Raw genomic sequence first — 24,357 nt, 5'->3', positions numbered from 1 at the left:
CTCCTGCAAGGGGACGTGCAGCGCATTTGCAGACGATCGCAGCGAAACGGAAAAGCCGGCAATTCGCAGTCTTGCGTAATACACCAACGGGTGTGGGCGATGGGATGATCGTGGACATCGGTCGGGGTGGGCCACGCTGGATTCTCGGCGTGGTCATGGTCGTGGTGCTGCTGGCTGCCCTGGTGGTGATCACGTCCTCGGGCAGGTCTCCCGACCAGGAGCCGACGGACTCGCCGGCGGTCCGTGCCGCGATCACCCGCCTGCTCGGCGGTGACGAACGGCGCGCCGCGCAGTTCGAGCTCCAGCGCCTGCCGCCGCGGCCGGGCGTCGCCGACTCGTTCGGCATCGGCGGCGAGGACGGGCGCGTGGTGCTGTCCGGTTCGAGCGACGTCTCGCTGCTCTCCGGGTTCGGGTGGTGGCTGAAGTACGTCGCGGGCGGGCACCTGTCGACCAACGGCGACCGGATCGCGTTGCCGGAGACGGTGCCCGCGCCCTCGAAGCCCATCAACAGGCGCACCACGCTCACCGACCGGTACGCCTACAACTTCACGGTCTTCGGCTACACCACGCCCTACTGGACGTGGACCGAGTGGGAACGCGAGATCGACTACCTCGCGGTGAGCGGGGTGAACCGCGCGCTCGTGCTCGTCGGCCAGGAAGCCGTCTGGTACGACACCTTCCAGTCGTTCGGGCTGTCCGAGTCCGAGGTGCGGGCGTGGATCGCGCAGCCGTCGCTGCAGCCGTGGCAGTGGTACGGCTCGACGAGCGGCTACGACCCCAGCGGCGGTGTGCACGCGGGCCCGGTGAGCCGGGAGCTGGTCGAACGCCGTGCCGAACTGGGCAGGCGGATCGCCGACCGGATGCGCAGCCTCGGCATCTCGCCGGTGTTCCCCGCCTTCTCCGGCCACGTGCCAGACAAGGTGTTCGCCGAGCGCAACCCGGACGCGCACGTGATCCCGCAGGGCGGTTACTCGGGCCACCCGAGGCCGCTCTGGCTCGACCCCACCGACGCCCTGTACGGCAAGGTCGCGGCCAGGTTCTACGAGGTGCAGAGCGCCCGCTTCGGCGACACCACGCACTACTCGAACGACCTGCTCCACGAGGGCGGTGAGCTGGGAGGCGTCGACCTCGGCGACGCGGGCCGCGCCGTGCAGGACGCCCTGACCGCCGCACACCCCGACTCGACCTGGGTGCTCCAGGCGTGGCAGGACAACCCGATGCGCGAGCTGATCGAGGCGATCGACCGCAGGCGGGTGCTGGTGCTCGACCTCGACGCCGACGACGGCCCGGGGTGGAAGCGCAAGGACGAGTTCTGGGGCGCGCCGTGGGCGTGGGGGACGATCCAGAACTTCGGGGGCAGGCTGGGGACGTTCGGCAACCTGTACGAGCCGGGCCGGACGCTGCCGGAGGTCCGCAAGGCCGGTCCGGCCGTGCGCGGCGACCTCGTCGGCACCGCGATGGTCCTGGAGGGCACCCACCTGAACCCGGTGGTGCAGGACCTGTTCGGCGAGATGACGTGGCGCGAGGACCCGGTCGACCTGGACTCGTGGGTCACCGCCTACGCGAAGCGCCGCTACGGCGTCGATGACCCCAACCTGCGCGAGGCGTGGAAGACGCTGCTCAAGACCGCGTACTCGTTCCGCGCCACCAACCACGAGAGCGGCGAGGGCCCGCACGAGAGCCCGTTCGTCGCGCTGCCGTCGCTCAAGATGACCTCGGCGTCCAACTGGGGCCCGAAGGTGCCCCGCTACTCGGCCGAGGAGTTCGAGCCCGCCCTGCGGCAGCTGCTGAAGGCACCCACGTCGGTCCGGCAGCTGGAGACCTACAAGTACGACCTGGTCGACGTGGCACGGCAGGTGCTCGCCGACCGCGGCCGCGCCAAGCTCACCGAGATCGCCGAGGCGTACGACGCCAAGGACCTCGCCGCGCTGGACACCACGACCGACGAGTTCCTGGCGTACATGACGCGCACCGACGAGCTGCTCGGCACCCAGCGCGACTGGCTGCTCGGCACGTGGCTGAGCTCGGCGAGGGCCTGGGGCAGCACCGACGCCGAGAAGGCCGTGCTGGAACGCGACGCGCGCGGCATCATCACCATCTGGTCGGAACCGGCGTGCGGGGTGCTGCGCGACTACGCCAACCGCGACTGGGAGGGCCTGGTCGGCGGCTACTACCTGTCCCGGTGGCAGCGCTACTTCGCCGAGCTCGCCGGCACCGTCGGGGCCGGGAAGCCGCCCACCATCGACTGGTGCGCGGTCGGGCGCGAGTTCACGTCGCAGACGACCGAGTACGCCACCGAACCCGTCGGGTCGACATACGAGGTGGCGGCGCGGATCGCCGAGGAGCTCGGCCTCTGACGGGAAAGGGGCCACCTGCCGCGAGGCAGGTGGCCCTTCCGGGCACGACGGGGTCAGGCGAGAGCCGACGCCGTGGCCTCGTGCACGACCTTGTGCGCCGGGAGGATCGCGTTGCGCTCGGCCAGTACCTCGTCCGAACCCGCGCCCAGCTCGAGCAGGTTCAGGAAGTGGTTCAGCTGCGCGGCCAGCGGCTCGGCGCTCTGCAGGATCGTCGGCAGCTCGATGACGGTCTGCGACTGGTAGCCGACGCCGTCCGCCGCGGGCGAGTCCGCCACGTGCTTGTAGATCGTGATGTCCCGGCGGAGCAGGTCGATCTCGATCAGGCGGTCGATCTCCAGCACCGAGATCTGCCGCACCTTGCGCTGGCTGATCCGCGACGCCGAGATCGTGGCGAGGGCACCGCTCTCGAACGACATGGTGGCGTCGGCCGAGTCCTCGGACTGGTTGTCCTGCGACTGCTTGTGGAAGAAGCCGAAGGAGCCCTTGACCGCGGCCGGCGCGTTGCCGACGAAGCGGATCGCGAGGTCGACGTCGTGGATGAGCAGGTCGCCCGCGACACCGGTCTTGATCCGCGGCACGAACGGCGAGTGCCGCATCGCGTTGATCTGCACGACCTCGCCCACGAACTGCTTCGCGGTGAGGATCGCCGGGTTGAAGCGCTCGAGGAAGCCGCAGACGAGCGGCAGGCCGCGCTTCTCCGACTCCGCGACGAGCTCCTGGGACTGCTCGTACGTGGCGGCCAGCGGCTTCTCGATCAGCAGCGGCTTGCCGAGCTCCAGCGCCTGCTTCGCGATCGCGTAGTGCGCCTCGGTGGCGGCCGCGATGACGACGGCGTCGACGTCCTTCAACCCGTCCAGCGAGTCGGTGTAGTCGATGCCGAAGCGGTCGGCGATGGCCTGACCGGTCTGGGCGTTGTGCTCCACGACGAACTTGAAGTCGACGCGGTCGGACTGCGACAGCACGCGGGCGTGCAGCGAGCCCATGGTGCCGGCGCCGACGAGGGCGACCTTGGGACGGGCGGTCACGCGCCGAACACCTCCCGGACGGACGAGACGATGGTCTCGAGCTCGGCGTCGGTCAGCTTCGGGTGCACGGGCAGCGAGAGCGCCTGCTCGGCGACCTTCTTCGCGACCGGCACGTCGGAGGCGATGACCTGGGGGTTGTCCCGGTAGCAGTCGTAGTCGAACACGAGCTTCGGGTAGTAGGTGCCGTTGCCGATGCCCTTCTCGGTGAGCTTCGCCGCGAGCTCGTCGCGGGTCACCGGGGCGTCGTCGCCGACCAGGATCGTGTACTGGTGCCACACGTGCTCGCGGCCCGGCAGCACGGCGGGGACCGTCAGGCCCGTCACGCCGTCGAGGCCCTTGGACAGCGCCTCGGCGTTGCGCCGGCGCGCGTCGGTGAGCTGCTGCAGCTTCTCGAGCTGCGGGATGCCCAGCGCCGCGTGCAGGTCCGTGAGGCGGTAGTTGTGGCCCGCCATCTCGTACTGGTAGCGGGCGCGCATGCCCTGGTTGCGCATGACGCGCAGCTTGTCCGCCAGCGCGTCGTCCGACGTCGTGATGACGCCGCCCTCGGCGGTGGTGATGTTCTTGGTGGCGTACAGCGAGAAGCAGCCGATGCCGAACGAACCGGCGGGCTTGCCCTCGTACGTCGCGCCGACCGCCTGCGCCGAGTCCTCGACGATCGTCAGGCCGTGCTGCTGCGCCAGCGGGACGAGGCGGCCCATGTCGGCCATCTGGCCGTACAGGTGGACCGGCATGAGGACCTTGGTGCGGTCGGTGACCGCGGCGGAGACCTTCTCCGGGTCGATGTTGAAGTCGACCGAGTCGATGTCCGCGAACCTGGCGGTCGCGCCCGCCTCCAGGATGGCGTTCAACGTGGCCACGAAGGTGAACGGCGTGGTGATGACCTCATCACCCGGCTGCAGGTCGAGCGCCTGGATGGACGCGACCAGCGCGGTCGTGCCGTTGTTGACGGCGACCGCGTGCGGCACACCGGCAACGGAGGCGAAAGCGTCCTCGAACCGCTTGACCATCGGTCCCTGTGCGATGACACCGGAGCGGAGCACTTCCAGCACGAGCGGCTCGGCGTCCTGGACGTCGACGACGGTAATCGGAATCATGCAGCAGACTTTCCACTTCCGGAGACGGTTGGATGCGTCCGGTACAGTTACCCCGGTGTTACTGCCAGGTGCAGACCAGGCGCGGACCACAGGCTACCTGCCTGGTGGAGTGATCCTTCTCAGGGTCCGTAGTGGATCCGAAACACAGAAGTTACGACCCTCATGGACGCCCAGCCCGCCGTGCCCGGCCCGCCGCTGGGGAGCGAAGCAGGAAGCGGAGAACCGATGACCGTCGAGCCCGACGTGGCTGATACCGACGCACGGCAGGTCGACCCTCCGGCTTCGGCCAAGACGCGCAAGGCGGTCGTCATCGCCTGGGCGAAGCGGGTGCTGATCGTCGCCGTGCTGGCCGCCGCCGTCTACTCGGTCTACTCCCAGTGGGACGAGGTCTACCCCACGCTGATCGCGCTGCCGTGGCCGTCGCTCGCGCTGTCGCTCGTGGCGGTCTTCGCCGGCATCTTCCTCGGCCCGCTGGTCTGGAAGATCGTGCTGTCCGACCTGGGCGCTCCCGTCCGCTTCATGGACGCGTCGAAGTTCTACCTGGTCGGCCAGCTGGGCAAGTACATCCCCGGCGCCGTCTGGGCCGTCCTGCTCTCCATGGAGCTCGCCCGCGAGGCGGGCGTCAACCGCGCGCGGAGCTTCACCGCGGGCCTGGTCGCGACCGGCATGGGCGTGCTCGCCTCGCTGATCGCGGGCCTCGCCGCGCTGCCCGTCATGCTGGGCGGGCGCCCGGAGTCGAACCAGCTGCTGTGGCTGTTCCTCCTGCTGGCCGTCGGCCTGCCGTTCCTGCACCCGCGCCTGCTCACGTGGTCGGTCAACCTCGTGCTGAAGGTGCTGCGCAAGCGCCCCCTCGAAACGCAGTTCACCGCGGGCAAGATCCTCAAGGCGCTGGGCGCGGCCGTCGCGATCTACCTCTGCTACGGCGTGCACCTGTGGCTGCTGGTCGACTCGCTGGGCTCGCCGCGCCTCGACACGCTCGTGCTGTCCGCCGGCGCGATGGCGCTGTCGATGACCGCGGGTCTGCTCGCGTTCTTCCTGCCGTCCGGCCTCGGCGCCCGCGAGCTGGTCATCACCGCCACGATCGCGACCGTGCTGCCCCTTCCGCAGGCCATCGCGCTGGCGCTGGTATCGCGTCTGATGTTCACCGTCGCCGACCTGGTCGCGGCCGGTGCGGCGGCGCTCCTCGCGTACGTGCAGAAGCGCCGCGGCGTCCCGGCGCCGGTCCCGGCCGAGGACTGACGGCCGCCTCCCGTTCAGAACAGCCGCCTCCGAGAACGCTCGGGGGCGGCTGTCGTCGTTTCCGAGGGGTCTAGTGGTGCGTCCCAGAAGGTCGGCGAGGTAATCCACACTCAGCAGGGCGCCTCGCGGCACCGCCCCCACGCCCCCGTACTACCAGTACGAGGACGTGGGGGCGGCACCACGATGCACCCGTCTGACCGCGAATTCCCCCGGCAACCTTCTGCGCCACACCACTAGAACCAGCGCTCCAGCACCTGGGCGACGCCGTCCTGGTCGTTCGTGCCGGTGACCTCGTCGGCCACCTCCAGCAGCTCGGGGTGCGCGTTGGCCATCGCGACGCCGTGGCCGACCCACCGCAGCATGGGGATGTCGTTCGGCATGTCCCCGAACGCGATCACGTTCCCGGCGGCCACCCCGAGCCGTTCCGCCACGTCGGCCAGGCCGCTCGCCTTGGTCACGTCCCGTTCGGACACCTCGATCAGCCCGGCGTTGGTCGAGTAGGTGATGGCGAACTCGTCACCCAGCACCGCCGTCGCGGCCGCCGCCATCTCGGCACTGGTCATGCCCGTGTGCCTGACCAGCAGCTTGATCGCCGCGTGCCCGAGCACCTCCGCCCGCGAGGCGACGTCGTGGCTGTCCGGCCAGGCGTGCTTGTACCGCTCCTCCGCGACGAACGTCTCGACGTCCGCCGCCCGTTCGCCCACCCGTTCCGCGGCCACCGCGCACTCCGGGAGCGCCGTGTCGAGGGCGCTGACCAGGTCGTGCAGCCGGATCGGACTGATCCCGCGCTGCCAGATCACGCGGTCCGCGCCGACGTCGTAGAGCACCGCGCCGTTCGCGCAGACCGCGTACCCGGTGGCGCCGAGGTCGTTCGCGATGCGCGGGACCCAGCGCGGCGGGCGGCCGCTGACCAGCACGAACGGGGTTCCGTCCGCCAAGACCCTGCCCACGACGCGTGCCGTGTGCCCGCTCACCCGCTCGTTCGTCCCGAGGATCGTGCCGTCCACGTCCGATGCCACCAGCGCTGGTTTCTCCACGAATCCATCCTCGCCGATGCCGGAAGTGGATTCGTCGACTGGCGGACCACGTCGCTAGGGTCGCCGGGTGCGAGTAGGCGTGGTGATCCTGCCCGAGTACCGGTGGTGGGTGGCGGAACCCAAGTGGAGAGCGGCCGAGGAGCTCGGCTTCTCCCACGCGTGGACGTACGACCACCTCGGCTGGCGCACGCTCGTCGACGGTCCGTGGTTCTCGGCCGTGCCGACCCTCACAGCGGCCGCCGCGGTGACGTCGAGGCTCCGGCTCGGCACCCTCGTGGCGTCCCCCGTCTTCCGCCATCCGGTGCCGTTCGCCCGCGAGGTCCTCACGCTCGACGACCTGTCCGACGGCCGGCTCAACCTGGGCCTCGGCTCGGGCGGCACGGGCTCGTACGACACGACCGCGATCGGCGGGCAGGAGCTCACGGGCGGGCAGCGCGCGCAGCGGTTCAGCGAGTTCGTCGAGCTGCTCGACCTGCTGCTGACCAGGGACAGGACCACGTGGAAGGGCGAGCACTTCGCCGCGGAGGAGGCCCGCGGCCACCCCGGCTGCGTCCAGCGGCCGCGGGTGCCGTTCGTCGTGGCCGCCGACGGACCGAAGGCGATGAACGTCGCGGTCCGCTACGGCACCGGCTGGATCACCACCGGCTCGCGCAGGCTCGAGAACCCCGGCTACGAGGACTGGTGGCGCGGGGTCGCGCGGGTGACCAGGCGGTTCGACGACGAGCTCGCGTCGATCAACCGCGCGCGGGGCACGATCGACCGCTACCTCAACCTCGACTCGGCGCCGGTCTACTCGCTGTCGAGCGTCGAGGCGTTCCAGGACGCGGCCGGGCGGGCGCGCGAGCTCGGGTTCACGGACCTGATCGTCCACTGGCCGCGCAGCGAGGGCGTCTACTTCGGCCACGAGACCGTGCTGGAACAGGTGGCCGGGGACGTGCTGCCCGGTCTCGCGGAGTTCGAGGCCAGGGGCTGACCGGCGTGCTCGCGATCCCTTCGGCCTGTCGCCCGCGTTTTACCTGATCAAGGCTCTACGATTCGTAGAGGGGGCGTTTAGGGCGTGTCGTGCGGCACAGGTACCCTGCCCATTCGTGAGCTTCGCTGGTTTTGACCTCATCGTCGTCGGGTCCGGTTTCTACGGACTGACCGTTGCCGAGCGCACCGCCTCCCAGTTGAACAAGCGGGTGCTCGTTCTGGAACGTCGTTCCCACATCGGTGGCAACGCGTACTCGGAAGCTGAGCCCGAGACAGGGATCGAGGTGCACCGCTACGGCGCACACCTCTTCCACACCTCGAACAAGAGGGTCTGGGAGTACTGCAACCAGTTCACCGAGTTCACCGGCTACCAGCACCGCGTGTTCGCGATGCACAACGGCACGGCGTACCAGTTCCCCATGGGCCTGGGCCTGATCACCCAGTTCGTCGGCAAGTACCTGTCCCCGGACGAGGCTCGCGCGTGGGTCGCCGAGCAGGCGTCCGAGATCGACAGCAAGGACGTGACGAACCTCGAGGAGAAGGCGATCTCGCTGGTCGGCCGTCCCCTGTACGAGGCGTTCATCCGCGACTACACCGCGAAGCAGTGGCAGACCGACCCGAAGGAGCTGCCGGCCGCGGTCATCAGCCGCCTCCCGGTCCGCTACAACTTCGACAACCGCTACTTCAACGACACCTACGAGGGCCTGCCGGTCGACGGCTACACCGCGTGGCTCGAGAAGATGGCGGAGCACGAGAACATCGAGGTCCGCCTCGACACGGACTTCTTCGACGTGAAGGACGAGATCCCGGCGGGCACGCCGATCGTCTACACCGGTCCGGTCGACCGCTACTTCGACTACTCCGAGGGCTGGCTCGGCTGGCGCACGCTCGACTTCGAGCAGGAGGTCGTGCAGACGGGCGACTTCCAGGGCACGCCGGTCATGAACTACAACGACGCGGACGTCCCGTACACCCGCATCCACGAGTTCCGCCACTTCCACCCGGAGCGGGACTACCCGAAGGACAAGACGGTCATCGTCCGCGAGTTCTCCCGCGCCGCGGAGAAGGACGACGAGCCGTACTACCCGATCAACACGGCCGAGGACCGCGAGAAGCTCGAGCGGTACCGCGTGCTGGCGAAGAAGGAAGCGGCCGAGAAGAACGTGCTGTTCGGCGGCCGTCTGGGCACCTACAAGTACCTCGACATGCACATGGCGATCGGCGCCGCGCTGAGCGCGTTCGACAACAAGATCGCGCCGCACCTGAACGAGGGCACGCCGATCAACGGCGACCTCGACTGATGTCGGTTTAGTCGCATTTTCGCCCGGCCGTACAACCTGTGCGGCCGGGCGATCGTCATTCCACAGTGAGTACTATTGGCGCCTGACGCGCCGCGCCGCGACTCTACGTGGCGATAGCCATCCATGAAGCTGACCCGAACCGCCCGAATTCGGTTCGCCGGAGGAAGCACGTGACCGAGCAGGCCAAAACACCAAGCGCTACCAAGATCAGCTCGACTCAGGTCCTGCAGCGGGTGATCATGCCGCGCGACGAGGACCCGCTGGACGTGCGTCCGCTCTACCTCGACGAGCCGGCGAGCGTGCACAGCCACGTGTCGGGCCGCCGCGCGGTGACGGTGCCGACCTCGGCGAAGGTGTCGTTCGCGTCGTACTTCAACGCCTTCCCCGCGAGCTACTGGAAGCGCTGGACCATCGTCGAGGACGTCGTGCTGCGCCTGCGCGTGCGCGGTGCCGGTCGCATCGACGTCTACCGCTCCAAGCCCAACGGCGACATCGTGCACCTCGACGGCCACGTCGTGCGCAGCCCGAAGTCGTACTCCGACGTCGCCATCAAGGTGTCGCTCAAGCCGTTCGAGGACGGCGGCTGGATCTGGTTCGACGTCTTCACCGACGACACCACGATCGAGATCGAAGAGGCGGCCTGGACGACGGAGCAGGAGCTCCCGGCGCAGACCGTCGCCATCGGCATGACGACGATGCGCCCGGTCGACGCGGTCATCGCACTGCGCGCGCTCGGTGAGGACCCGGCCGTGCTGGCCGTCCTGAAGAAGGTCTTCGTCGCCGACCAGGGCGCCGTCAAGGTCCGCGACACCGAGGGCTACGCCGAGGCCGTCAAGGCGCTCGGCGACAAGCTGGAGATCATCGAGCAGGACAACCTCGGTGGCTCCGGCGGCTTCACCCGCGGTCTGTACGAGGCGATCGAGCACACCGACGCCGACCAGATCATGCTGATGGACGACGACATCCGCCTGGAGCCGGACGCCGTCCTGCGCTCCAACGCGTTCGCGCGGGCCTCCGCCCAGCCGGTCATCGTCGGTTCGCACATGCTGAACCTCCAGGCCCGCGCCCGCCTGCACAGCATGGGCGAGGTCGTCGACCTCGGCACCTGCTACTGGCGCGCGGCGCCCGGCGCGGTCACCGACCACGACTTCGGCACCGAGTCGCTGCGCGAGACCGAGGAACTGCACGCCCGCATCGACGCCACCTACAACGGCTGGTGGATGTGCCTGTTCCCGCGCGAGGTCGTGCAGCGCACCGGCTACCCGCTGCCGCTGTTCATCAAGTGGGACGACGCGGAGTACTCGCTGCGCGCCCTCGAGCGCGGCTACCCGACGGTCTCGCTGCCCGGTTCCGCCGTGTGGCACATGCCGTGGACGGACAAGAACGACGCCACCGACTGGCAGGCGTACTTCCACACCCGCAACCGCCTCGTCCTCGCGGCGCTGCACAGCCCGTACGACGTCCGCTCCACCCTGCTCAAGCAGGGCCTGAAGCTGTCGCTGCGGCACCTGCTGTCGATGGAGTACTCCACGGTCGCCGTGCAGCAGAAGGCGATCGAGGACTTCCTGGCCGGCCCGTCGAAGCTGTTCGACTCGCTGCGCACGGCCCTCCCGGAGATCCGCGAGCTCCGCAAGGACTACTCGGACGCCCAGGTCCTCCCGTCGGCGCGCGAGTTCCCGGCCCCGACGTTCGACATGGTGCGCGCCGAGCAGATGCTGACGCCGCCCACGAACCCGGTCACCATCGCCTCCGAGGCCGCCAAGGCCCTCATGCACAACCTGCGCGAGCCCCAGGCCGCCACGGCCGAGCGCCCGCAGATCAACGTGCCGGCGACCAACGCCCGCTGGTTCCTCCTGGGCAACCTGGACAGCGCCACGGTCTCCAACGCCGACGGCAGCGGCGTCGCGTTCCGCAAGCGCGACCCGAAGGAGTTCCGCCAGCTGATGAAGCGCGCGGTGCGCAACTACCGCCGCCTCTCGGCCGAGTGGCCGCGGATGCAGAAGGTGTACCGCGACGCGCTGCCCGAGCTGACCTCGGTCGAGTCGTGGCGCAAGGTGTTCGAGGCCAACAGCTGATCTGCTGGTCGTAGCTGAAGGGCCCCCGGAGTTCCGGGGGCCCTTTCTCGTGCGGGGGCTACTTGCCAAGCGTGCCGATGTTCTCGTTGACGTTGACGACGGCGTACTGGCCGGAGGACTTGCCCTCCTTGACGACCTTGCCGTCCACGGTGATCTTCACGGTGATCTCCGGGGTGCCCTTGCCCGCCTGAGCCATGACCGACACCATCTGCAGTGCCTCGCCGGTCGGCAGTTCGATCGTCTTCGACCAGGGCAGCTTGACGTCGCCCTCCTGCTGGATCGAGGTCATGCCGTCGGTGGTGTAGGTGATGTTGTTCGCCGTGCCGGCGCCGCCGACCTCGTAGACCACGGTCTTCTTGGCCGCCGGTGCGGGCTTCTGAACGGCCGCGGGTGCCTCGACCTCTGTCGTGCCGGTGCCCGCGCTGGTGGTCGGCTCCGGGGACTTACCGCCGTTGGCGACACTGCTGATGATGATCAGCAAGAAGATCGCGCCGATTACCCACGGCCATTTCTTGGCCTTTTTCTGCGGCGGGGGCGGCGCGAAGTACTGCGGCTGACCAGGGGGCATCGGCTGCGGGTATTGCTGCTGGTACGGCTGCTGGGGCCCCTGTGGCGGCTGAGGGTACGACATGGCGAAGAACTCCCGACGGGTGGATCAGTGGCCGGACTGCGCGACCTGTTGATCCGCCTGTCGCACAACACCAATAACTCGTTACCCACATCCCTCGGATGGGCCATTCTTCGAATTTCCGGTAACAACGGGCAGTGGAGATGCGATGCGTTCACTCCTTGATGCCCGTCTCCGTCACCCCGCGCACCAGGAACCGTTGCAGCCCGACGAACACCACCACCAGCGGCGCAATCGACACAGCCGCAGCCAAGAACAACTGCGAAACCTCGATCGACTGCGAGGTCAGGAACGTCGACAACGCTACCTGCACCGTCCAGGAGTCCTGATCCTGCGCGATCACCAACGGCCACAGGAACTGGTTCCAACTGGTCACAAAAGCGATCACCCCGAGCGCCGCGAAGAACCCCTTCGAGTTCGGCACGACAACCCGCCAATAGGTCCCCCAATACCCCAGCCCGTCGATCCGAGCCGCCTCCTCCAACTCCCGCGGGAAGTTCAGGAAGTACTGCCGGAACAGGAACGTCGTGAACCCGCTGAACAGCCCGGGGATCACCAGCCCGCGCAGATCGGACACCCACCCCAGCGTCGACACGACCACGAACGTCGGCACGAACGTCACAGCCGCCGGGATCATCAGCGTCGCGATCACCAGGTACAACACGACATTCGAGTACCGGTACGGAATCCGCGCGAGCCCATATCCCGCCAGTCCGCACAAGAACAACTGACCGAAGGTCTGCAGAACAGCCACGACGGTCGAATTCACCATGCTGCGCACCATCGGCACCGCCGGGTTGCTGAACAGCAAAGCGAAGTTCTCCCACCGGACCTCCTGCGGCCAGAACGTCCACGACGGCGCGGTGATCTCCTGCTCGGTCGCCAAACCGTTGCGCAGCACCAGGTAGAACGGCACCAGGAACAGCACGGCGGCCACCGACAGGGCGAGATAGCGCACGACCTTCATCGCGTGATCACCTTGCCCTGCAACAACGTCACACCCGCGATCAGCAACGTCAGGATCACCGCGCCCGCGCTGCCGTGCCCGAAGTCCTGCCCACCGGAGCCCAGAGCCGTGTAGTAGAGGTAGATCAACGGCGGGCGGGCGAACGGTGGGTAGCCGCGGTCGGTGCCCAGTACGTTGTAGAACTCGTCGAACGCCTGGTAGGCCGCGATGAGCAGCAACAGCAGCACGGCGACCGACGTCGTGCGCAGCTGCGGCAGCGTGATGTACCGCAGGGTCTGCCAGCCCCGCGAAGCCCCGTCGATCCAGGCGGCCTCGTAGAGGTGCTGCGGGATCCGTTGCAGGCCCGCGAGGAACAGGATCAGGTAGAAGCCGAGCTGCAGCCACAGCCGCAACGTCACGAGCACCAGCCAGTACCAGGGCGGCGAGGTCGACACCGTCCACGCGACCGGCTCGGCGCCGAACCAGCCCAGGACCGTGTTCGCGAGGCCGAAGCGCACGCCGTTGAAGATCGACAGCTTCCACACCAGCGACGCCACGACGTACGAGCACGCGGTCGGCAGGAAGAACACCGAGCGGAAGAACGCCTTCATGAAGCTGATCTGGTTGACCAGCAGTGCCAACGCCAACGCCAGCACGAACGTCAGCGGCACGATGAACACCGCGAACAGGCTGAACGTGCCGAGGCTCCTGAGAAAAGGCGCGTCCGTCAGCATGTCGGCGTAGTTGCGCAGCCCGACGAACTCCGAGGGCGTCACCGTGTTGCGGGCGTCGAAGAACGACAGCAGCAGGCTCCACCCGATCGGCACGTACACGAACACGAGCAGGCCCGCCGCGAACGGTCCGACGAACAACCAGAACGCGCGTCCGTGCCTCATCCGTACAGGCGCTTCAACTCGTCACGAACCTTGCCCGCGGCGGCCTTGACCTCGGCGTCGGCCGGGGCGCCGTCCCGCACCACGCGCGACACGGCGTCGTTGAACGCCGTGCGCATCACCGAGGTCCAGTCCGGCGGGTTGGACGCCTTCGCGTTGTCCCGCACGAACCTCACAGCGTCCGCCGCCGCACCCGTGGTCAGCTTCGACGCCTTCTCCGAGATGCTCTTGCGCGGCGGGATGTGGAAGCCGTAGCTCAGGTTGAAGTCCTCCTGGTAGTCCGTGCGCTCGATCCACAGGAAGCGAACGAGCTCCTTGGCCTCGTCGATCCGCTTCGACTTGGCGTTCACCATCGCGCCGAACGCCCCGACCGGCACGCTCGCCCTGCCATCAGCCGAAAGCTTCGGGAACGGCAGCACGCCGAAGTCGTCACCCAGCGCCTTCTGCACCGCGGGCACGGCCCACAGGCCGGTCCACTGCATGGCGACGAGCCCCTGCGTGAACGCGTCCGGCTCCGCCCAGTCCTTCACCGCGCCGAGCAGCAGGCTGCCGCTCGAGTAGAGCTCGCGCAGCTTGCCGATCGCCTGCGCCGCAACGGGATCGTCGAACCCGACCTGGTGGTCACGCACGTAGTCGAGCCCCGCCGACCACAGCGCGGGCCCGGCCAGCACACCGCCGCCACCGTCGTTACCGGCGAAGAGCCCCTTCACGCCGTCGCGGGTCAGCCGCTTCGACGCGTCGATCAGCTCGTCCACAGTGGACGGCGGCTGCACGCCGGCCTTCTCGAAGAGGCTCTTGCGGTAGAACAGCATCTGCATGTCCACGGCTTGCGGGACGCCGTAGACCTTCCCGTCCACGGTGTGGGTGGCGAGGATCGACTCGGTGAAGTCGCCGCGCGCGTCACCGAAGACGTCGTCGAGCGGCACGAGCTGGCCCGCCCGGACCGAGCTGATCTGCGGGGTGGACTCGAAGACGTCCGGCCCGCCGTCGGACAGCAGGCTCGTCGCGAGCTTCGAGTCGTAGTCGCCGGGGTTCCACTGCACGTCGACCGGCGTCTTCGTGAACGACTTGGCGTAGCGCTCCACCGCCTGCTGGACGCCGGGCTCGCCGTACGCGTGGTACCACTGCTTGAGGGCCTGGTCGCTGCCGCCGCGGCCGGTGTTCGAGCCACACGCCGCCAGCAGAGCGCTCGCACCGGCCAGGGAAAGGAGTCTGCGTCGGGAAATCACTCATCCCGTCTTACTCCGATCACGACGGGTGCGCGAGCGGTTACCCGAAGTCGCCAAAGGGCGGGATCGACGACGATCCCGCCCTTCGAACGGAGCTCACTTGCGGAAGAAGCGCTCCCGCTGGCCCTGGCGCACGAGCTTGATCCACTCGACGAACGCCTTCGGGTCCCGCTTCACGCCCAGGAAGTACAGGCCGAACCGGAAGACCTCCAGCGCACCCAGCTTGCGCATGCCCGGCTGCGAGAGCAGGTAACCGCGGTTGCGGTAGGTGTAGTAGCGCTTGATCTGGTTCTCGGGGTCCTGCGCGTGGAACCGGCCACCGAGCATCGGCTTGAACTCGTCCGAGCCGTCCGGGTGGACGTAGGCGACCTTCAGCGAGGTGCCGAACGGCAGCCCGCTGCGCACCAGCCGGCGGTGGACCTCCACCTCGTCACCGCGGAAGAACAGGCGGTAGTCCGGCACGCCGACCACGTCGAGCGTCGTGGCGCGGAACAGCGCGCCGTTGAACAGCGAGGCGATGCCCGGCAGGAAGTCGGTGCCGAGGTCGGCCGCGGAGCGCTTCCACGTGAGGCCGCGGCGCATCGGGAACGCGAGCTTGTCCGGGTTCTCGATGTTCGTGACGACCGGGGAGATCTCGGCGAGGTTGCGGCGCTCCGCCTCCTCCAGCAGCACGGCCAGCACGTTCTCGTCGGCCGGGCGGCCGTCGTCGTCCGCGAGCCACACCCAGTCCGCACCCAGCGAGAGCGCGTGCAGGATGCCGAGCGCGAAACCGCCCGCGCCACCGAGGTTGCGGTGCGACGGCAGGTAGGTCGTGGGGAGCGGGCACTGCTCGACCAGGTCGTCGACCGGCTGGTCGGGACCGTTGTCGACGACGACCAGGTGGTCGGGAACGCGCGTCTGGGTGGCGAGCGCCTTCAGCGACTCGGCCAGCAGCTCCCTGCGGTGGCGGGTGACCACCACCGCGACCACGGAGCCCTTGGGCAGTGCCTCGGAGTTCACTGTCTATTCGCCGCCGTTTCCGCTGAGGACGGGGGAGGAGGTGTAGCCGAGCCTTTCCAGCTGCTCGTTGCTCATACGGTCGAACGGGTCGAAGCCCTTGTACTCGGTGAGCACCTCGCGAAGGCCGCCGTGCATCTTGACACGGCCCTCGTCCATCCAGATCGCGCTGTCGCAGAAGTCCAGCAGCGTCTCGTCGGAGTGGTTCGCGAACACCAGCAGGCCGGAGCGGGCCACCAGGTCCTTGAGCCGTTCGCGCGCCTTCGCCATGAACGCCGCGTCGACCGCGCCGATGCCCTCGTCCAGCAGCAGGATCTCGGGGTCGATCGAGGTGACCACGCCGAGCGCGAGCCGCACGCGCATGCCGGTCGAGTACGTGCGCAGCGGCATCTGCAGGTAGTCGCCGAGCTCGGTGAACTCCGAGATGTCGTCGACGCGCTTTTCCATCTGCTTGCGGCTCATGCCGAGAAACAGGCCGCGGATCATGATGTTCTCGTACCCGGAGATCTCCGGGTCCATGCCGACGCCGAGGTCGAAGACCGGCGCCACCTTGCCGACGATGCGCGACTGGCCGCGCGTCGGCTCGTAGATGCCCGCGAGCAGGCGCAGCAGCGTGGACTTGCCGGCGCCGTTGTGGCCGACGAGGCCGACACGCGCGCCGTCCTTGAGCGACAGCGTGATGTCGTGCAGCGCCTCGATGATCGGCACGCGGCCTTCCGAGCCGATCTTGCCGCCGACCTTGCCGAGCGCGAGCTTCTTCAGCGACCTCGACTTGGCGTCGAAGATCGGGAAGTCAACGGATGCGTTCCAGACGTCGATGCTGACCATGGTGTGGCCGACCTCCTCAGACCCAGTAGGAAACGCGGGCGCGGTAGTTGCGCAGGATCACCAGCGCGGCGAACCAGCCGACGACGGTGAAGCCACCGACGATCGCCCAGTGGTGCCAGTCGACCGCGTGGCCGAGCAGAGGCGCCCTGACGATCTCCACGAAGTGGAAGACGGGGTTGAGCTCGGCGATGAGCACGCGCCACTGGGAGTCGCCACCCGCCACCCTCTGGAGCACACCGGCGTCCCAGACGATCGGCGTCATGAAGAAGACCAGGTTGATGAAGCTGTTCACGACCGGCGGGATGTCGCGGAAGCGGGTGCTGATGACGCCGAACAGCAGCGAGATCCACACCGCGTTGACCGCGAGGAGGACGAAGCCGGGGATCGCGAGCACGATGGTCCAGCTCAGGCCGGGGTGGACAGGCCCGTTCTCACTGATGCGGTACTCGTGGTTCAGCGACGTGAAGAAGATGGCCAGCACGACCACGTAGACCACGAGGTTGTGCAGGAAGAACAGCACCTGCCGCCACACCATGCGCATCACGTGCACCGAGATCGGTGCGGGGAGGTGCTTGATGAGCCCCTCGTTCGCGATGAACACGTCGGTGCCCTCGGTCACGCAGCCGACGATGAAGTTCCAGATGATGAAGCCGACCGTCACGTACGGCAGGAACGTCGCGACGTCGGTCTTGAACAGCACCGAGTACAGCAGGCCGAGCGCGAGGGCCGTGGTGCCCATGGAGATCGTGATCCACAACGGGCCGATGACCGAGCGGCGGTAGCGCTGCTTGATGTCCTGCCAGCCGAGGTGACCCCACAGCTCGCGGTGGTCCCACGCCTCCCGCACGTCGGCGAACGCGCGCTTGAAGCTGCGCGACTTGACTGCAGGCGGCGCCTCGGGGTGCTCGAGGGTACTGGTGGCTTGCACGAGGACTGAGCGTACCGGCGTCCGTTCACCGACCTGGACGCCGGTACGTCACGGAGTGGTCAACGGGCGGGGATCTTGGTCACCCGCATGGTGACCTGCTCGTTGTCGAACGTGAACGCTTCGTAGCTGAACTCGATGCCGGTCTGCTCGACGTACTCGGTCCACGCCTTGTGCTCGTGGTCCATCCAGCCCGGGAAGTTGAAGTACTCGTCGAAGTGGACGACGCTGCCCTCGACCAGGCGCGGACCGACCAGCTCCAGCACGGTCTTCGTCGACGAGTAGAGGTCGCAGTCGACGTGCAGGAACGTCACCGGCCCCTCGTGTTCCGCCAGGAAGCCCGGCAGCACCTCGTCGAACCAGCCCACGACGAGCTCGGCACCCGGCACCTCGGGCAGGCCGTCGACGTTGAACGCGCCGGCGGGGAAGCCGTTGCGCCAGTTCTCCGGCAGGCCCTCGAACGAGTCGAAGCCGAAGACGCCCTCACCCTCGCGCGCGGTCGCGATGATCTTCAGCGTGGTGCCCTGGTAGACGCCGAACTCCAGCGCGAGCCCGCCCGCGGGGGCGAGCGACAGCGCGTGTTCGAGCGTCTCGTGCGGGTGACCGAACTGAGGCGCGTGCGGCATGTGGTCGCGCACGAAGTTCGCGCTCTGCAGCGCGGCCTCCTGCTCACCCGCGAACACCAGGTCGCGGCGGGTGCGGATCTCCAGCTGACGGGTCTGGTCGACGGACCGGTCACCCTGGTGGCGGATCTCGTCGCGCACCTGCCGGCCCAGGTCGTCCACCTGGCGTTGCAAGTCGTCGACCTGCGCGCGGATCGGAGCGACGGCGTCCGCCACGATCTCGATCGCCTTCACCCGCAGCTTGTGGCGCAGTTGCTTCGCCGACAGGGCGCGGCGCACCTGCTCGAGCACGATGGCTCCTCTCCCAGGAAGTTCAGCGCATAGTAGAGCCGCTTCCGGGCATCGTCGCTAGAGGTCGTCAGAGGTACTGACCGGTGCCCTTGCCCGTGATGCCGCCCTCCGTGCCCTCGGCGCCGCTACCCGCGGGCAGCGCACGGCCGCGCATCTGCTCCAACTGGGCGCGGGCCGCCATCTGCTGGGCGAACAGCGCCGTCTGGATGCCGTGGAAGAGGCCCTCCAGCCAGCCGACCAGCTGGGCCTGCGCGATCCGCAACTCGGCGTCGGACGGGGTGCCTTCCTCGGTGAACGGCAGCGACAGCCGCTCCAGCTCCTCGCGCAGCTCGGGCGCCAGGCCGTCCTCGAGCTCCTCGATCGACCGCTTGTGGATCTCCTTGAGGCGGTTGCGGCTGGCCTCGTCCAGGGGAGCGGCCCGCACCTCCTCCAGGAGCTGCTTGATCATCGTGCCGATCCGCATGACCTTGGCCGGCTGTTCGACGAGGTCGGCGATGTCGCCGTCCTGGCCGCCGACGATTACGACGGGCTGCTCCTGGTTCATGGTGTCCATCCTCGCGCCATTCACGTTTTCGAAACTTATCGGGGTGGGGCTGGTCGTCGCGGTGTTTGCTCGCATACGTACGGTGTGTGTCATGGCGTTCGACGTCGCACGGGTACGAGGGCTCTTCCCCGCGCTCGGCGACGGCTGGGTACACCTCGACGCACCCGCCGGCATGCAGGTGCCCGAACAGGTCGCCACCGCCGTCTCCACCGCGCTGCGCGCCCCCGTGTCCGGACCGGGAGGCATCTTCCCCGCGTCCCAGAGGGCCCAGGGCATCGTGGACGCCGCCCGCAGGGCCGTCGCGGACCTCGTCGGAGGCGATCCCGCCGGCGTCGTGCTCGGTCCTTCCTCCGCTGTGATGTTGCAACGCCTCGCCGACGCCATGACCGACGACTGGTTCATGGGCGACGAGGTCCTGGTTTCCCGGTTGGACCACCCCGCGAACATCGCGCCGTGGCTGCGGGCGACACAGCGCACCGGCAGTGCGGTCAAGTGGGCGGAAATCGACATCGAGACCTGCGAGCTGCCGAGCTGGCAGTTCGACGAGCTGGTCACCGACCGCACCAAGCTCATCGCCATCACGGCGGCGTCCGGCGTGGTCGGCACCCGTCCCGACCTGGCCAAGATCTCCGCGGTGGCCCGCGCGCACGGCTCGCTGATGGTGGTCGACGCCTCGTCCGCGGCCCCGTTCGTGCCGCTGGACATCGTTGCCATGGGCGCCGACGTCGTGGCGTTGTCCGCCGGTCAGTGGGGCGGTCCGCCGGTCGGTGCACTGGTGTTCCGCGACCCGTCGGTGCTGGAGCGGCTGCCGTCGGTCTCGGTCGACCCGATGGCGCGCGGCCCGGAGCGCCTGGAGCTCGGCCCGCACGCGTATCCGATGCTCGCCGGGCTCGTTGCGTCGGTTGAGTACCTCGCGGACCTCGACGACGCGGCCTCGGGCACGCGCCGGGAGCGGCTGCTCACGTCGCTCGGATCGGTGAAGGCGTACCAGGCGGGGCTGCTCGCTAACCTGATCAACGAACTGCGTTCGCTGCGGCACGTGATGGTGATCGGCGACGCGATGCGGAGAGTGCCCGCGCTGGCGTTCTCGATCGCCGGGGTCAAGGCGGAGGACGGCGTCGAGCACCTCGCGTCGCGGGGCGTCTGCGCGTTCGCCGATCCGGGCCAGCACGGGGTGTTCTCGGTGCTGGGCGTCGGCGAGATCGGCGGCGCCATCCGCATCGGGCTCGCGCACTACACGAACGCAGTCGAGATGGACGACCTGGTGCGGGCGGTGGCCGAACTGGGCTGAGGGATTCGGGAGAGCACGCTTGGACGACTCGCTGGCTCGCGAGCTCGCTGACCTCTCCGCCCTGCAGCGCATCGGCTCGTTGAACACCGAGTACCTGCCGCGGCTCTCCGGCGACCTCAGGCCGGCGGCACTCGTGGCGGTGATGGACGAGGTCGTGCTCGGCGCCCGGACCGTCCTGGTGGAACTCGGCTGCGGCTCGTCCTCCGTCCTCTTGGCACGGTTGTTGCAGCAACGCGGTTTCGGTCACCTGTTGTCGATCGAGCACGACGAGCGCACGGCTGCTTTCGTTGCCTCACAACTACGTCGTGAAGGTCTTGGCTCGGTGGCCCGCGTCGTGCACGCGCCGTTGTCGAGGCATCCGGCGGCGTTGTCGCGGCACGGCCAGTGGTACGCGCCGCAGCAGGTGCACGACGAGGTGCTCGCGTACGTCGAGCGGTTCGGCCTGGTGGACCTGCTGCTCGTGGACGGGCCGGGGTCCGGCGACTCGCGCTACCCGGCGTTGCCCGTGCTGCGCGCCGTGCTGGCGCCGGGGGCGACCGTGCTGGCCGACGACGCGGACCGGCCGGACGAGGCCGCCGTGCTGACGCGGTGGTCCGAGGAGTTCGGGCTGGAGTTCCACACGGCTCCCCGGACCTCGATGGCGACCTCTACCGTTCCCGCTTGAGCAGCACCTTGCCGAAGACCGTGCTGGACTCCAGCAGCCGGTGGGCTTCCGCGGCGTCCGACATCGGCACGACCTGACCGACGACGGGCTTCACCGCGCCGCTCTCGACCAGCGGCCACAGGTGCTCGCGGACCTGGGCCACGATCGCGCCCTTGTTCTCGACGCTGCGGCCGCGCAGGCCGGTCCCCATCACCGACGCGCGCTTGGCGAGCAGCTTGCCGATCGGCAGCTCGCCCTTCACACCGCCCTGCATGCCGATGATCATCAACCGGCCGTCGGGCGCGAGCACGTCGACGTTGCGCGGCAGGTAGGAGGCGCCCATGTTGTCGAGGACGACGTCGGCCTGCTTCACCTCGGCGACGAAGTCCTGGGTCTTGTAGTTGACCGTGATGTCGGCGCCGAGCTCGGCGCACTTCTGGAGGCGTTCGTCCGATCCCGCCGTGACGGCGACGGTCGCGCCGAGCGCCTTGGCGACCTGGATGGCGTGCGTGCCGATGCCGCCCGCGCCGCCGTGCACGAGGAACGTCTCACCGAGCTTGAGGCGGCCGTCCATCACGACGTTCGACCACACCGTGCACGCGACCTCGGGCAGTGAGGCGGCCGTGACGAGGTCGACGCCCTTCGGCACCGGCAGGAGCTGTGGCGCGGGCACGACGACCTTCTCCGCGTAGCCACCACCGGCCAGCAGCGCGCACACCTCGTCGCCGACGTTCCAGCCGGTGACGCCCTCACCGATCTCGGCGATCGTGCCGGAGCACTCCAGCCCGATGATCTCCGACGCGCCCTTGGGCGGCGGGTACAAGCCCTGGCGCTGCAACAGGTCCGCGCGGTTGACCGCACTCGCCGCGACGTCGATCAACACCTCGCCCTTGCCGGGCGAGGGGTCCTGCACCTCGGTCCACTCGAGCACGTCCGGACCGCCGGGTTCGCGAACAGTGATGGCACGCATGCAGTCGACCGTAATACCGTTCGACAGGTCCGGCACCATCGGATCATGGACGCCTGGCCTCTGCGACACCTCGTTCTCCGCACCCCGCGCCTGGAACTGCGCCCGGACGACGACGCCGGTCTTCTCGAGCTCGTCGACGTGGCGCTGGCGGGCGTGCACGACCCGGACGAGATGCCGTTCAACGTGGCGTGGACCGACCGTCTCCCGGAGGACGGCGGCCGCAGCATGCTCCAGCACTTCTGGGGCGTGCGCGCCCGGTTCGAGGTGGAGGACTGGGCGATCTGCTTCCTCGTGCGGCACGAGGGCCGGGTCATCGGCGTGCAGGAGGTCAACGCGCAGAAGTTCGGCGCGCTGCGTGAGGTGACCACCGGCTCGTGGCTCGGCAAGGAGTTCCACGGCAACGGTTTCGGCACGGAGATGCGCGTGGCCGCGCTGCAGTTCGCGTTCGACCACCTGGGCGCGCGCATCGCTCGTTCGGCGGCTTGGCAGGGAAACCACGCGTCGAACCGCGTCAGCGCCAAGCTCGGCTACGTCCACGACGGCACGATGGCCGCCGCACCGCGCGGAGAACGCCTTGAGCACGTGCGATTGCGCCTCGACGAGCCCGACTTCGTGCGCCCGGACTGGAACGTGGAGGTCGCCGGGCTAGCGGAGTGTGTTCACCTGATCACCAGCTGAACTCCCGCCGACCGACGGATTGTGTGCTGCGTCTCCTTTTTGTGAGGGTTCAGCAATCTCGAACGAAGGGGAACGTTCATGTCCGGCAGATCCAAGCTGGCGGCTGTGCTTGCCATCTCGGCACTAGTCGCAGCCCCCACCGCCACGGCGTCCGCCGCCGCGGAACCCGCAGGACCGGCACTGGCCAAGAAGCTCGCGAAGAAGGTGACCGTAGAGGGAGTCAACCGGCACCTCATCGCGTTCCAGCGCATCGCCGACCGCAACGGAGGCAACCGCGCGGCGCTGACGCCCGGCTACGACGCGAGCGTCGACTACGTGGCGGGCAAGCTCCGCGACGAGGGCTTCCTGGTCACGACGCCGAACTTCAGCTTCGAAATCCCGGTCAGCGACGCCGAGTCCGCACGCGTCGACGGCGTGAACTACCAGGCGATCGTCATGACCGCCTCACCGCAGACCCCGGTGGGCGGCGTCACGGGCCCGCTGCGCGTGGTCCCCGAGGACACCACCACGGGCTGCGAGGCGAGCGACTTCGCTGGCCAGGACTTCACCGGCTCGGTGGCCCTGATCCGCCGAGGCGGCTGCACGTTCGAGCAGAAGCACCTCAACGCGTTCGCCGCGGGCGCCATCGCCGTCCTGGTCTCGAACAACACAGCGGGCCCGCTGTCCAACGTGACGCTGACCAACCCCGGCAAGATCCCGACGGGCGGCATCTCCCAGGCCGACGGCACCACCCTCGCCGGCAAGGCGGGCGCCACCGCCACCGTCGACATGCGCTTCCACACCGAGACCCGCACCCAGCGCAACGTCATCGCCGAGACCCGCACCGGCCGCAAGAACAACGTGGTCATGGCAGGCGCCCACCTCGACAGCGTCGAACTGGGCGCCGGCATCAACGACAACGGCACCGGCTCCGCCGCCCTGCTGGAAACGGCCCTCCAACTCGGCTCCCGCCCGAAGGTCGACAACGCGGTCCGCTTCGCCTGGTGGGGCGCGGAAGAGCGAGGCCTCATCGGCTCCGAGGAATGGGTCCGCTCGCTGACGTTCGAACAGCAGCTGGACATCGCCCTGTACCTGAACTTCGACATGGTCGGCTCCCCGAACGCCGCCTACTTCATCTACGACGGCGACGACTCGGACGCGGTGGGCGCGGGCCCCGGCCCGTACGGCTCGGCCCAGATCGAAAAGGCCTTCGCCGACTACTTCGCCGCCAAGGGCGTCCCGACCGAGGGCACGGACTTCTCGGGCCGCTCGGACTACGGCGAGTTCATCGCGCAGGGCATCCCGGCCGGCGGCCTGTTCACCGGCGCCGAAGGGGTGAAGACCGCGGCTCAGGCTGCCAAGTGGGGCGGCACGGCGGGCGTCGCCTACGACCGCTGCTACCACGCTGCTTGTGACAACCTCGGGAATGTGGACCGGGTGGCGCTGGGGCGCAATGCCGGCGCGATCGCTTTCGTGACGGCCGCCTACGGCGTGTCCACTGAGGACGTCAACGGGGTGCCGCCACGTTCGAAGCGGGCTGAGGCCCGTGCTGCGGCGACGCTGTCGAAGACGGCTGTGGAGCACGACCACTCGCACGCGGCGACTTCGTAGTCGCGTGATCTGACGGGCGGCGGTGCTCTCCGGAGCGCCGCCGCTCTTGTGCCTGTGGTGCGGGCGACGAAGTGAGACGGCGGCGAAAATCGGCCCTGGCCGAAAGTACGAGCTGTCGTGGACAGCGCTTTCCCGGCACTGGTCGGATGAGGTCTTCCCGATCCCTGCCGCGAAAGGACCGC

General features: G+C 68.8%; 22 protein-coding genes. 9 read left to right on the top strand and 13 right to left on the bottom strand.

Features of this window, described 5'->3' with window-relative positions:
• Nucleotides 1-155 precede the first annotated feature (155 nt).
• A complete protein-coding gene (locus ND450_RS31735; protein ID WP_253328053.1) occupies nucleotides 156-2,357 on the top strand; it encodes an alpha-N-acetylglucosaminidase in 2,202 nt (733 codons plus the stop codon).
• A 53-nt stretch (nucleotides 2,358-2,410) separates the two neighbouring features.
• Here ND450_RS31735 and ND450_RS31730 read toward each other — a convergent pair whose 3' ends face one another.
• Together ND450_RS31730 and ND450_RS31725 are read right to left on the bottom strand one after the other, a co-directional pair.
• Nucleotides 2,411-3,382 (bottom strand): Gfo/Idh/MocA family protein, encoded by a 972-nt coding sequence (locus ND450_RS31730; RefSeq protein ID WP_256557323.1) that lies wholly within the window; start codon nucleotides 3,380-3,382, stop codon nucleotides 2,411-2,413.
• Nucleotides 3,379-4,476 carry a DegT/DnrJ/EryC1/StrS aminotransferase family protein gene (locus ND450_RS31725; protein WP_089907779.1) on the bottom strand — a complete coding sequence of 366 codons (1,098 nt, stop codon included), beginning with the start codon at nucleotides 4,474-4,476 and terminating at the stop codon, nucleotides 3,379-3,381. The genes ND450_RS31730 and ND450_RS31725 overlap by 4 nt, the downstream gene beginning before the upstream one ends.
• A 225-nt stretch (nucleotides 4,477-4,701) precedes the next feature.
• Between ND450_RS31725 and ND450_RS31720 the strand changes: the two genes are divergently transcribed.
• On the top strand, nucleotides 4,702-5,715 hold the full coding sequence (locus ND450_RS31720) for a lysylphosphatidylglycerol synthase transmembrane domain-containing protein (protein WP_253322078.1): 1,014 nt from the start codon (nucleotides 4,702-4,704) through the stop codon (nucleotides 5,713-5,715).
• A 233-nt stretch (nucleotides 5,716-5,948) separates the two neighbouring features.
• Here the strand turns inward: ND450_RS31720 and ND450_RS31715 are convergent, their stop codons facing one another.
• Nucleotides 5,949-6,752, bottom strand: a complete 804-nt coding sequence (locus tag ND450_RS31715; protein WP_253322077.1) for an HAD family hydrolase — start codon at nucleotides 6,750-6,752, stop codon at nucleotides 5,949-5,951.
• A gap of 67 nt (nucleotides 6,753-6,819) precedes the next feature.
• On the opposite strand from ND450_RS31715, the gene ND450_RS31710 reads away from it, so the two are divergent.
• From ND450_RS31710 to ND450_RS31700, 3 genes are all read left to right on the top strand, one after another.
• Nucleotides 6,820-7,725, top strand: coding sequence for an LLM class flavin-dependent oxidoreductase (locus ND450_RS31710; protein ID WP_089907787.1), 906 nt, complete (start codon nucleotides 6,820-6,822; stop codon nucleotides 7,723-7,725).
• A gap of 115 nt (nucleotides 7,726-7,840) precedes the next feature.
• On the top strand, nucleotides 7,841-9,025 hold the full coding sequence (gene glf, locus ND450_RS31705; protein WP_253322076.1) for a UDP-galactopyranose mutase: 1,185 nt from the start codon (nucleotides 7,841-7,843) through the stop codon (nucleotides 9,023-9,025).
• Between the two features lie 170 nt (nucleotides 9,026-9,195).
• Nucleotides 9,196-11,100, top strand: coding sequence for a glycosyltransferase (locus tag ND450_RS31700; protein WP_256557322.1), 1,905 nt, complete (start codon nucleotides 9,196-9,198; stop codon nucleotides 11,098-11,100).
• Nucleotides 11,101-11,158: 58 nt separating this feature from the next.
• Here ND450_RS31700 and ND450_RS31695 read toward each other — a convergent pair whose 3' ends face one another.
• From ND450_RS31695 to ND450_RS31655, 9 genes are all read right to left on the bottom strand, one after another.
• The gene (locus ND450_RS31695; protein WP_253322075.1) at nucleotides 11,159-11,731 is read right to left on the bottom strand and encodes an MmpS family transport accessory protein; all 573 of its coding nucleotides are present in this window, start codon (nucleotides 11,729-11,731) and stop codon (nucleotides 11,159-11,161) included.
• 151 nt (nucleotides 11,732-11,882) lie between these two features.
• Nucleotides 11,883-12,695, bottom strand: coding sequence for a carbohydrate ABC transporter permease (locus ND450_RS31690; protein WP_253322074.1), 813 nt, complete (start codon nucleotides 12,693-12,695; stop codon nucleotides 11,883-11,885).
• Nucleotides 12,692-13,570 (bottom strand): carbohydrate ABC transporter permease, encoded by an 879-nt coding sequence (locus ND450_RS31685; protein WP_253322073.1) that lies wholly within the window; start codon nucleotides 13,568-13,570, stop codon nucleotides 12,692-12,694. Before ND450_RS31685 ends, ND450_RS31690 begins: the two co-directional genes overlap by 4 nt.
• Nucleotides 13,567-14,796 (bottom strand): ABC transporter substrate-binding protein, encoded by a 1,230-nt coding sequence (locus tag ND450_RS31680; protein WP_253322072.1) that lies wholly within the window; start codon nucleotides 14,794-14,796, stop codon nucleotides 13,567-13,569. Before ND450_RS31680 ends, ND450_RS31685 begins: the two co-directional genes overlap by 4 nt.
• A gap of 96 nt (nucleotides 14,797-14,892) precedes the next feature.
• Nucleotides 14,893-15,795, bottom strand: a complete 903-nt coding sequence (locus ND450_RS31675) for a glycosyltransferase (protein WP_253322071.1) — start codon at nucleotides 15,793-15,795, stop codon at nucleotides 14,893-14,895.
• 3 nt (nucleotides 15,796-15,798) lie between these two features.
• Nucleotides 15,799-16,620, bottom strand: a complete 822-nt coding sequence (locus ND450_RS31670; protein ID WP_253322070.1) for an ABC transporter ATP-binding protein — start codon at nucleotides 16,618-16,620, stop codon at nucleotides 15,799-15,801.
• A gap of 16 nt (nucleotides 16,621-16,636) precedes the next feature.
• Nucleotides 16,637-17,548 (bottom strand): ABC transporter permease, encoded by a 912-nt coding sequence (locus ND450_RS31665; RefSeq protein WP_253322069.1) that lies wholly within the window; start codon nucleotides 17,546-17,548, stop codon nucleotides 16,637-16,639.
• Between the two features lie 59 nt (nucleotides 17,549-17,607).
• Nucleotides 17,608-18,459, bottom strand: a complete 852-nt coding sequence (locus tag ND450_RS31660; RefSeq protein WP_253322068.1) for a class I SAM-dependent methyltransferase — start codon at nucleotides 18,457-18,459, stop codon at nucleotides 17,608-17,610.
• A gap of 67 nt (nucleotides 18,460-18,526) precedes the next feature.
• Entirely contained in the window at nucleotides 18,527-19,003 is a 477-nt protein-coding gene (locus ND450_RS31655; protein ID WP_371927452.1) for a bacterial proteasome activator family protein, read from the bottom strand.
• 91 nt (nucleotides 19,004-19,094) lie between these two features.
• Between ND450_RS31655 and ND450_RS31650 the strand changes: the two genes are divergently transcribed.
• Nucleotides 19,095-20,294 carry a cysteine desulfurase-like protein gene (locus tag ND450_RS31650; protein WP_089907815.1) on the top strand — a complete coding sequence of 400 codons (1,200 nt, stop codon included), beginning with the start codon at nucleotides 19,095-19,097 and terminating at the stop codon, nucleotides 20,292-20,294.
• A gap of 19 nt (nucleotides 20,295-20,313) precedes the next feature.
• Nucleotides 20,314-20,958 carry a class I SAM-dependent methyltransferase gene (locus ND450_RS31645; RefSeq protein WP_253322067.1) on the top strand — a complete coding sequence of 215 codons (645 nt, stop codon included), beginning with the start codon at nucleotides 20,314-20,316 and terminating at the stop codon, nucleotides 20,956-20,958.
• On the opposite strand, the gene ND450_RS31640 is transcribed toward ND450_RS31645, so the two are convergent.
• The gene (locus ND450_RS31640) at nucleotides 20,942-21,907 is read right to left on the bottom strand and encodes an NAD(P)H-quinone oxidoreductase (RefSeq protein ID WP_253322066.1); all 966 of its coding nucleotides are present in this window, start codon (nucleotides 21,905-21,907) and stop codon (nucleotides 20,942-20,944) included. The genes ND450_RS31645 and ND450_RS31640 overlap by 17 nt on opposite strands.
• A gap of 45 nt (nucleotides 21,908-21,952) precedes the next feature.
• Here ND450_RS31640 and ND450_RS31635 point away from each other — a divergent pair, with 45 nt between their 5' ends.
• A complete protein-coding gene (locus tag ND450_RS31635; RefSeq protein ID WP_253322065.1) occupies nucleotides 21,953-22,585 on the top strand; it encodes a GNAT family N-acetyltransferase in 633 nt (210 codons plus the stop codon).
• A 78-nt stretch (nucleotides 22,586-22,663) separates the two neighbouring features.
• The gene (locus ND450_RS31630; protein WP_253322064.1) at nucleotides 22,664-24,175 is read left to right on the top strand and encodes a M28 family metallopeptidase; all 1,512 of its coding nucleotides are present in this window, start codon (nucleotides 22,664-22,666) and stop codon (nucleotides 24,173-24,175) included.
• Nucleotides 24,176-24,357: the final 182 nt, after the last annotated feature.

The sequence above is a fragment of the Lentzea sp. HUAS12 genome, assembly GCF_024125735.1.
In the GTDB taxonomy this organism is placed as follows: Bacteria; Actinomycetota; Actinomycetes; order Mycobacteriales; family Pseudonocardiaceae; genus Lentzea; species Lentzea albida.
The sequence above is the reverse complement of the archived record's forward strand: the minus strand, read 5'-3'. Positions and strand labels throughout refer to the sequence as shown.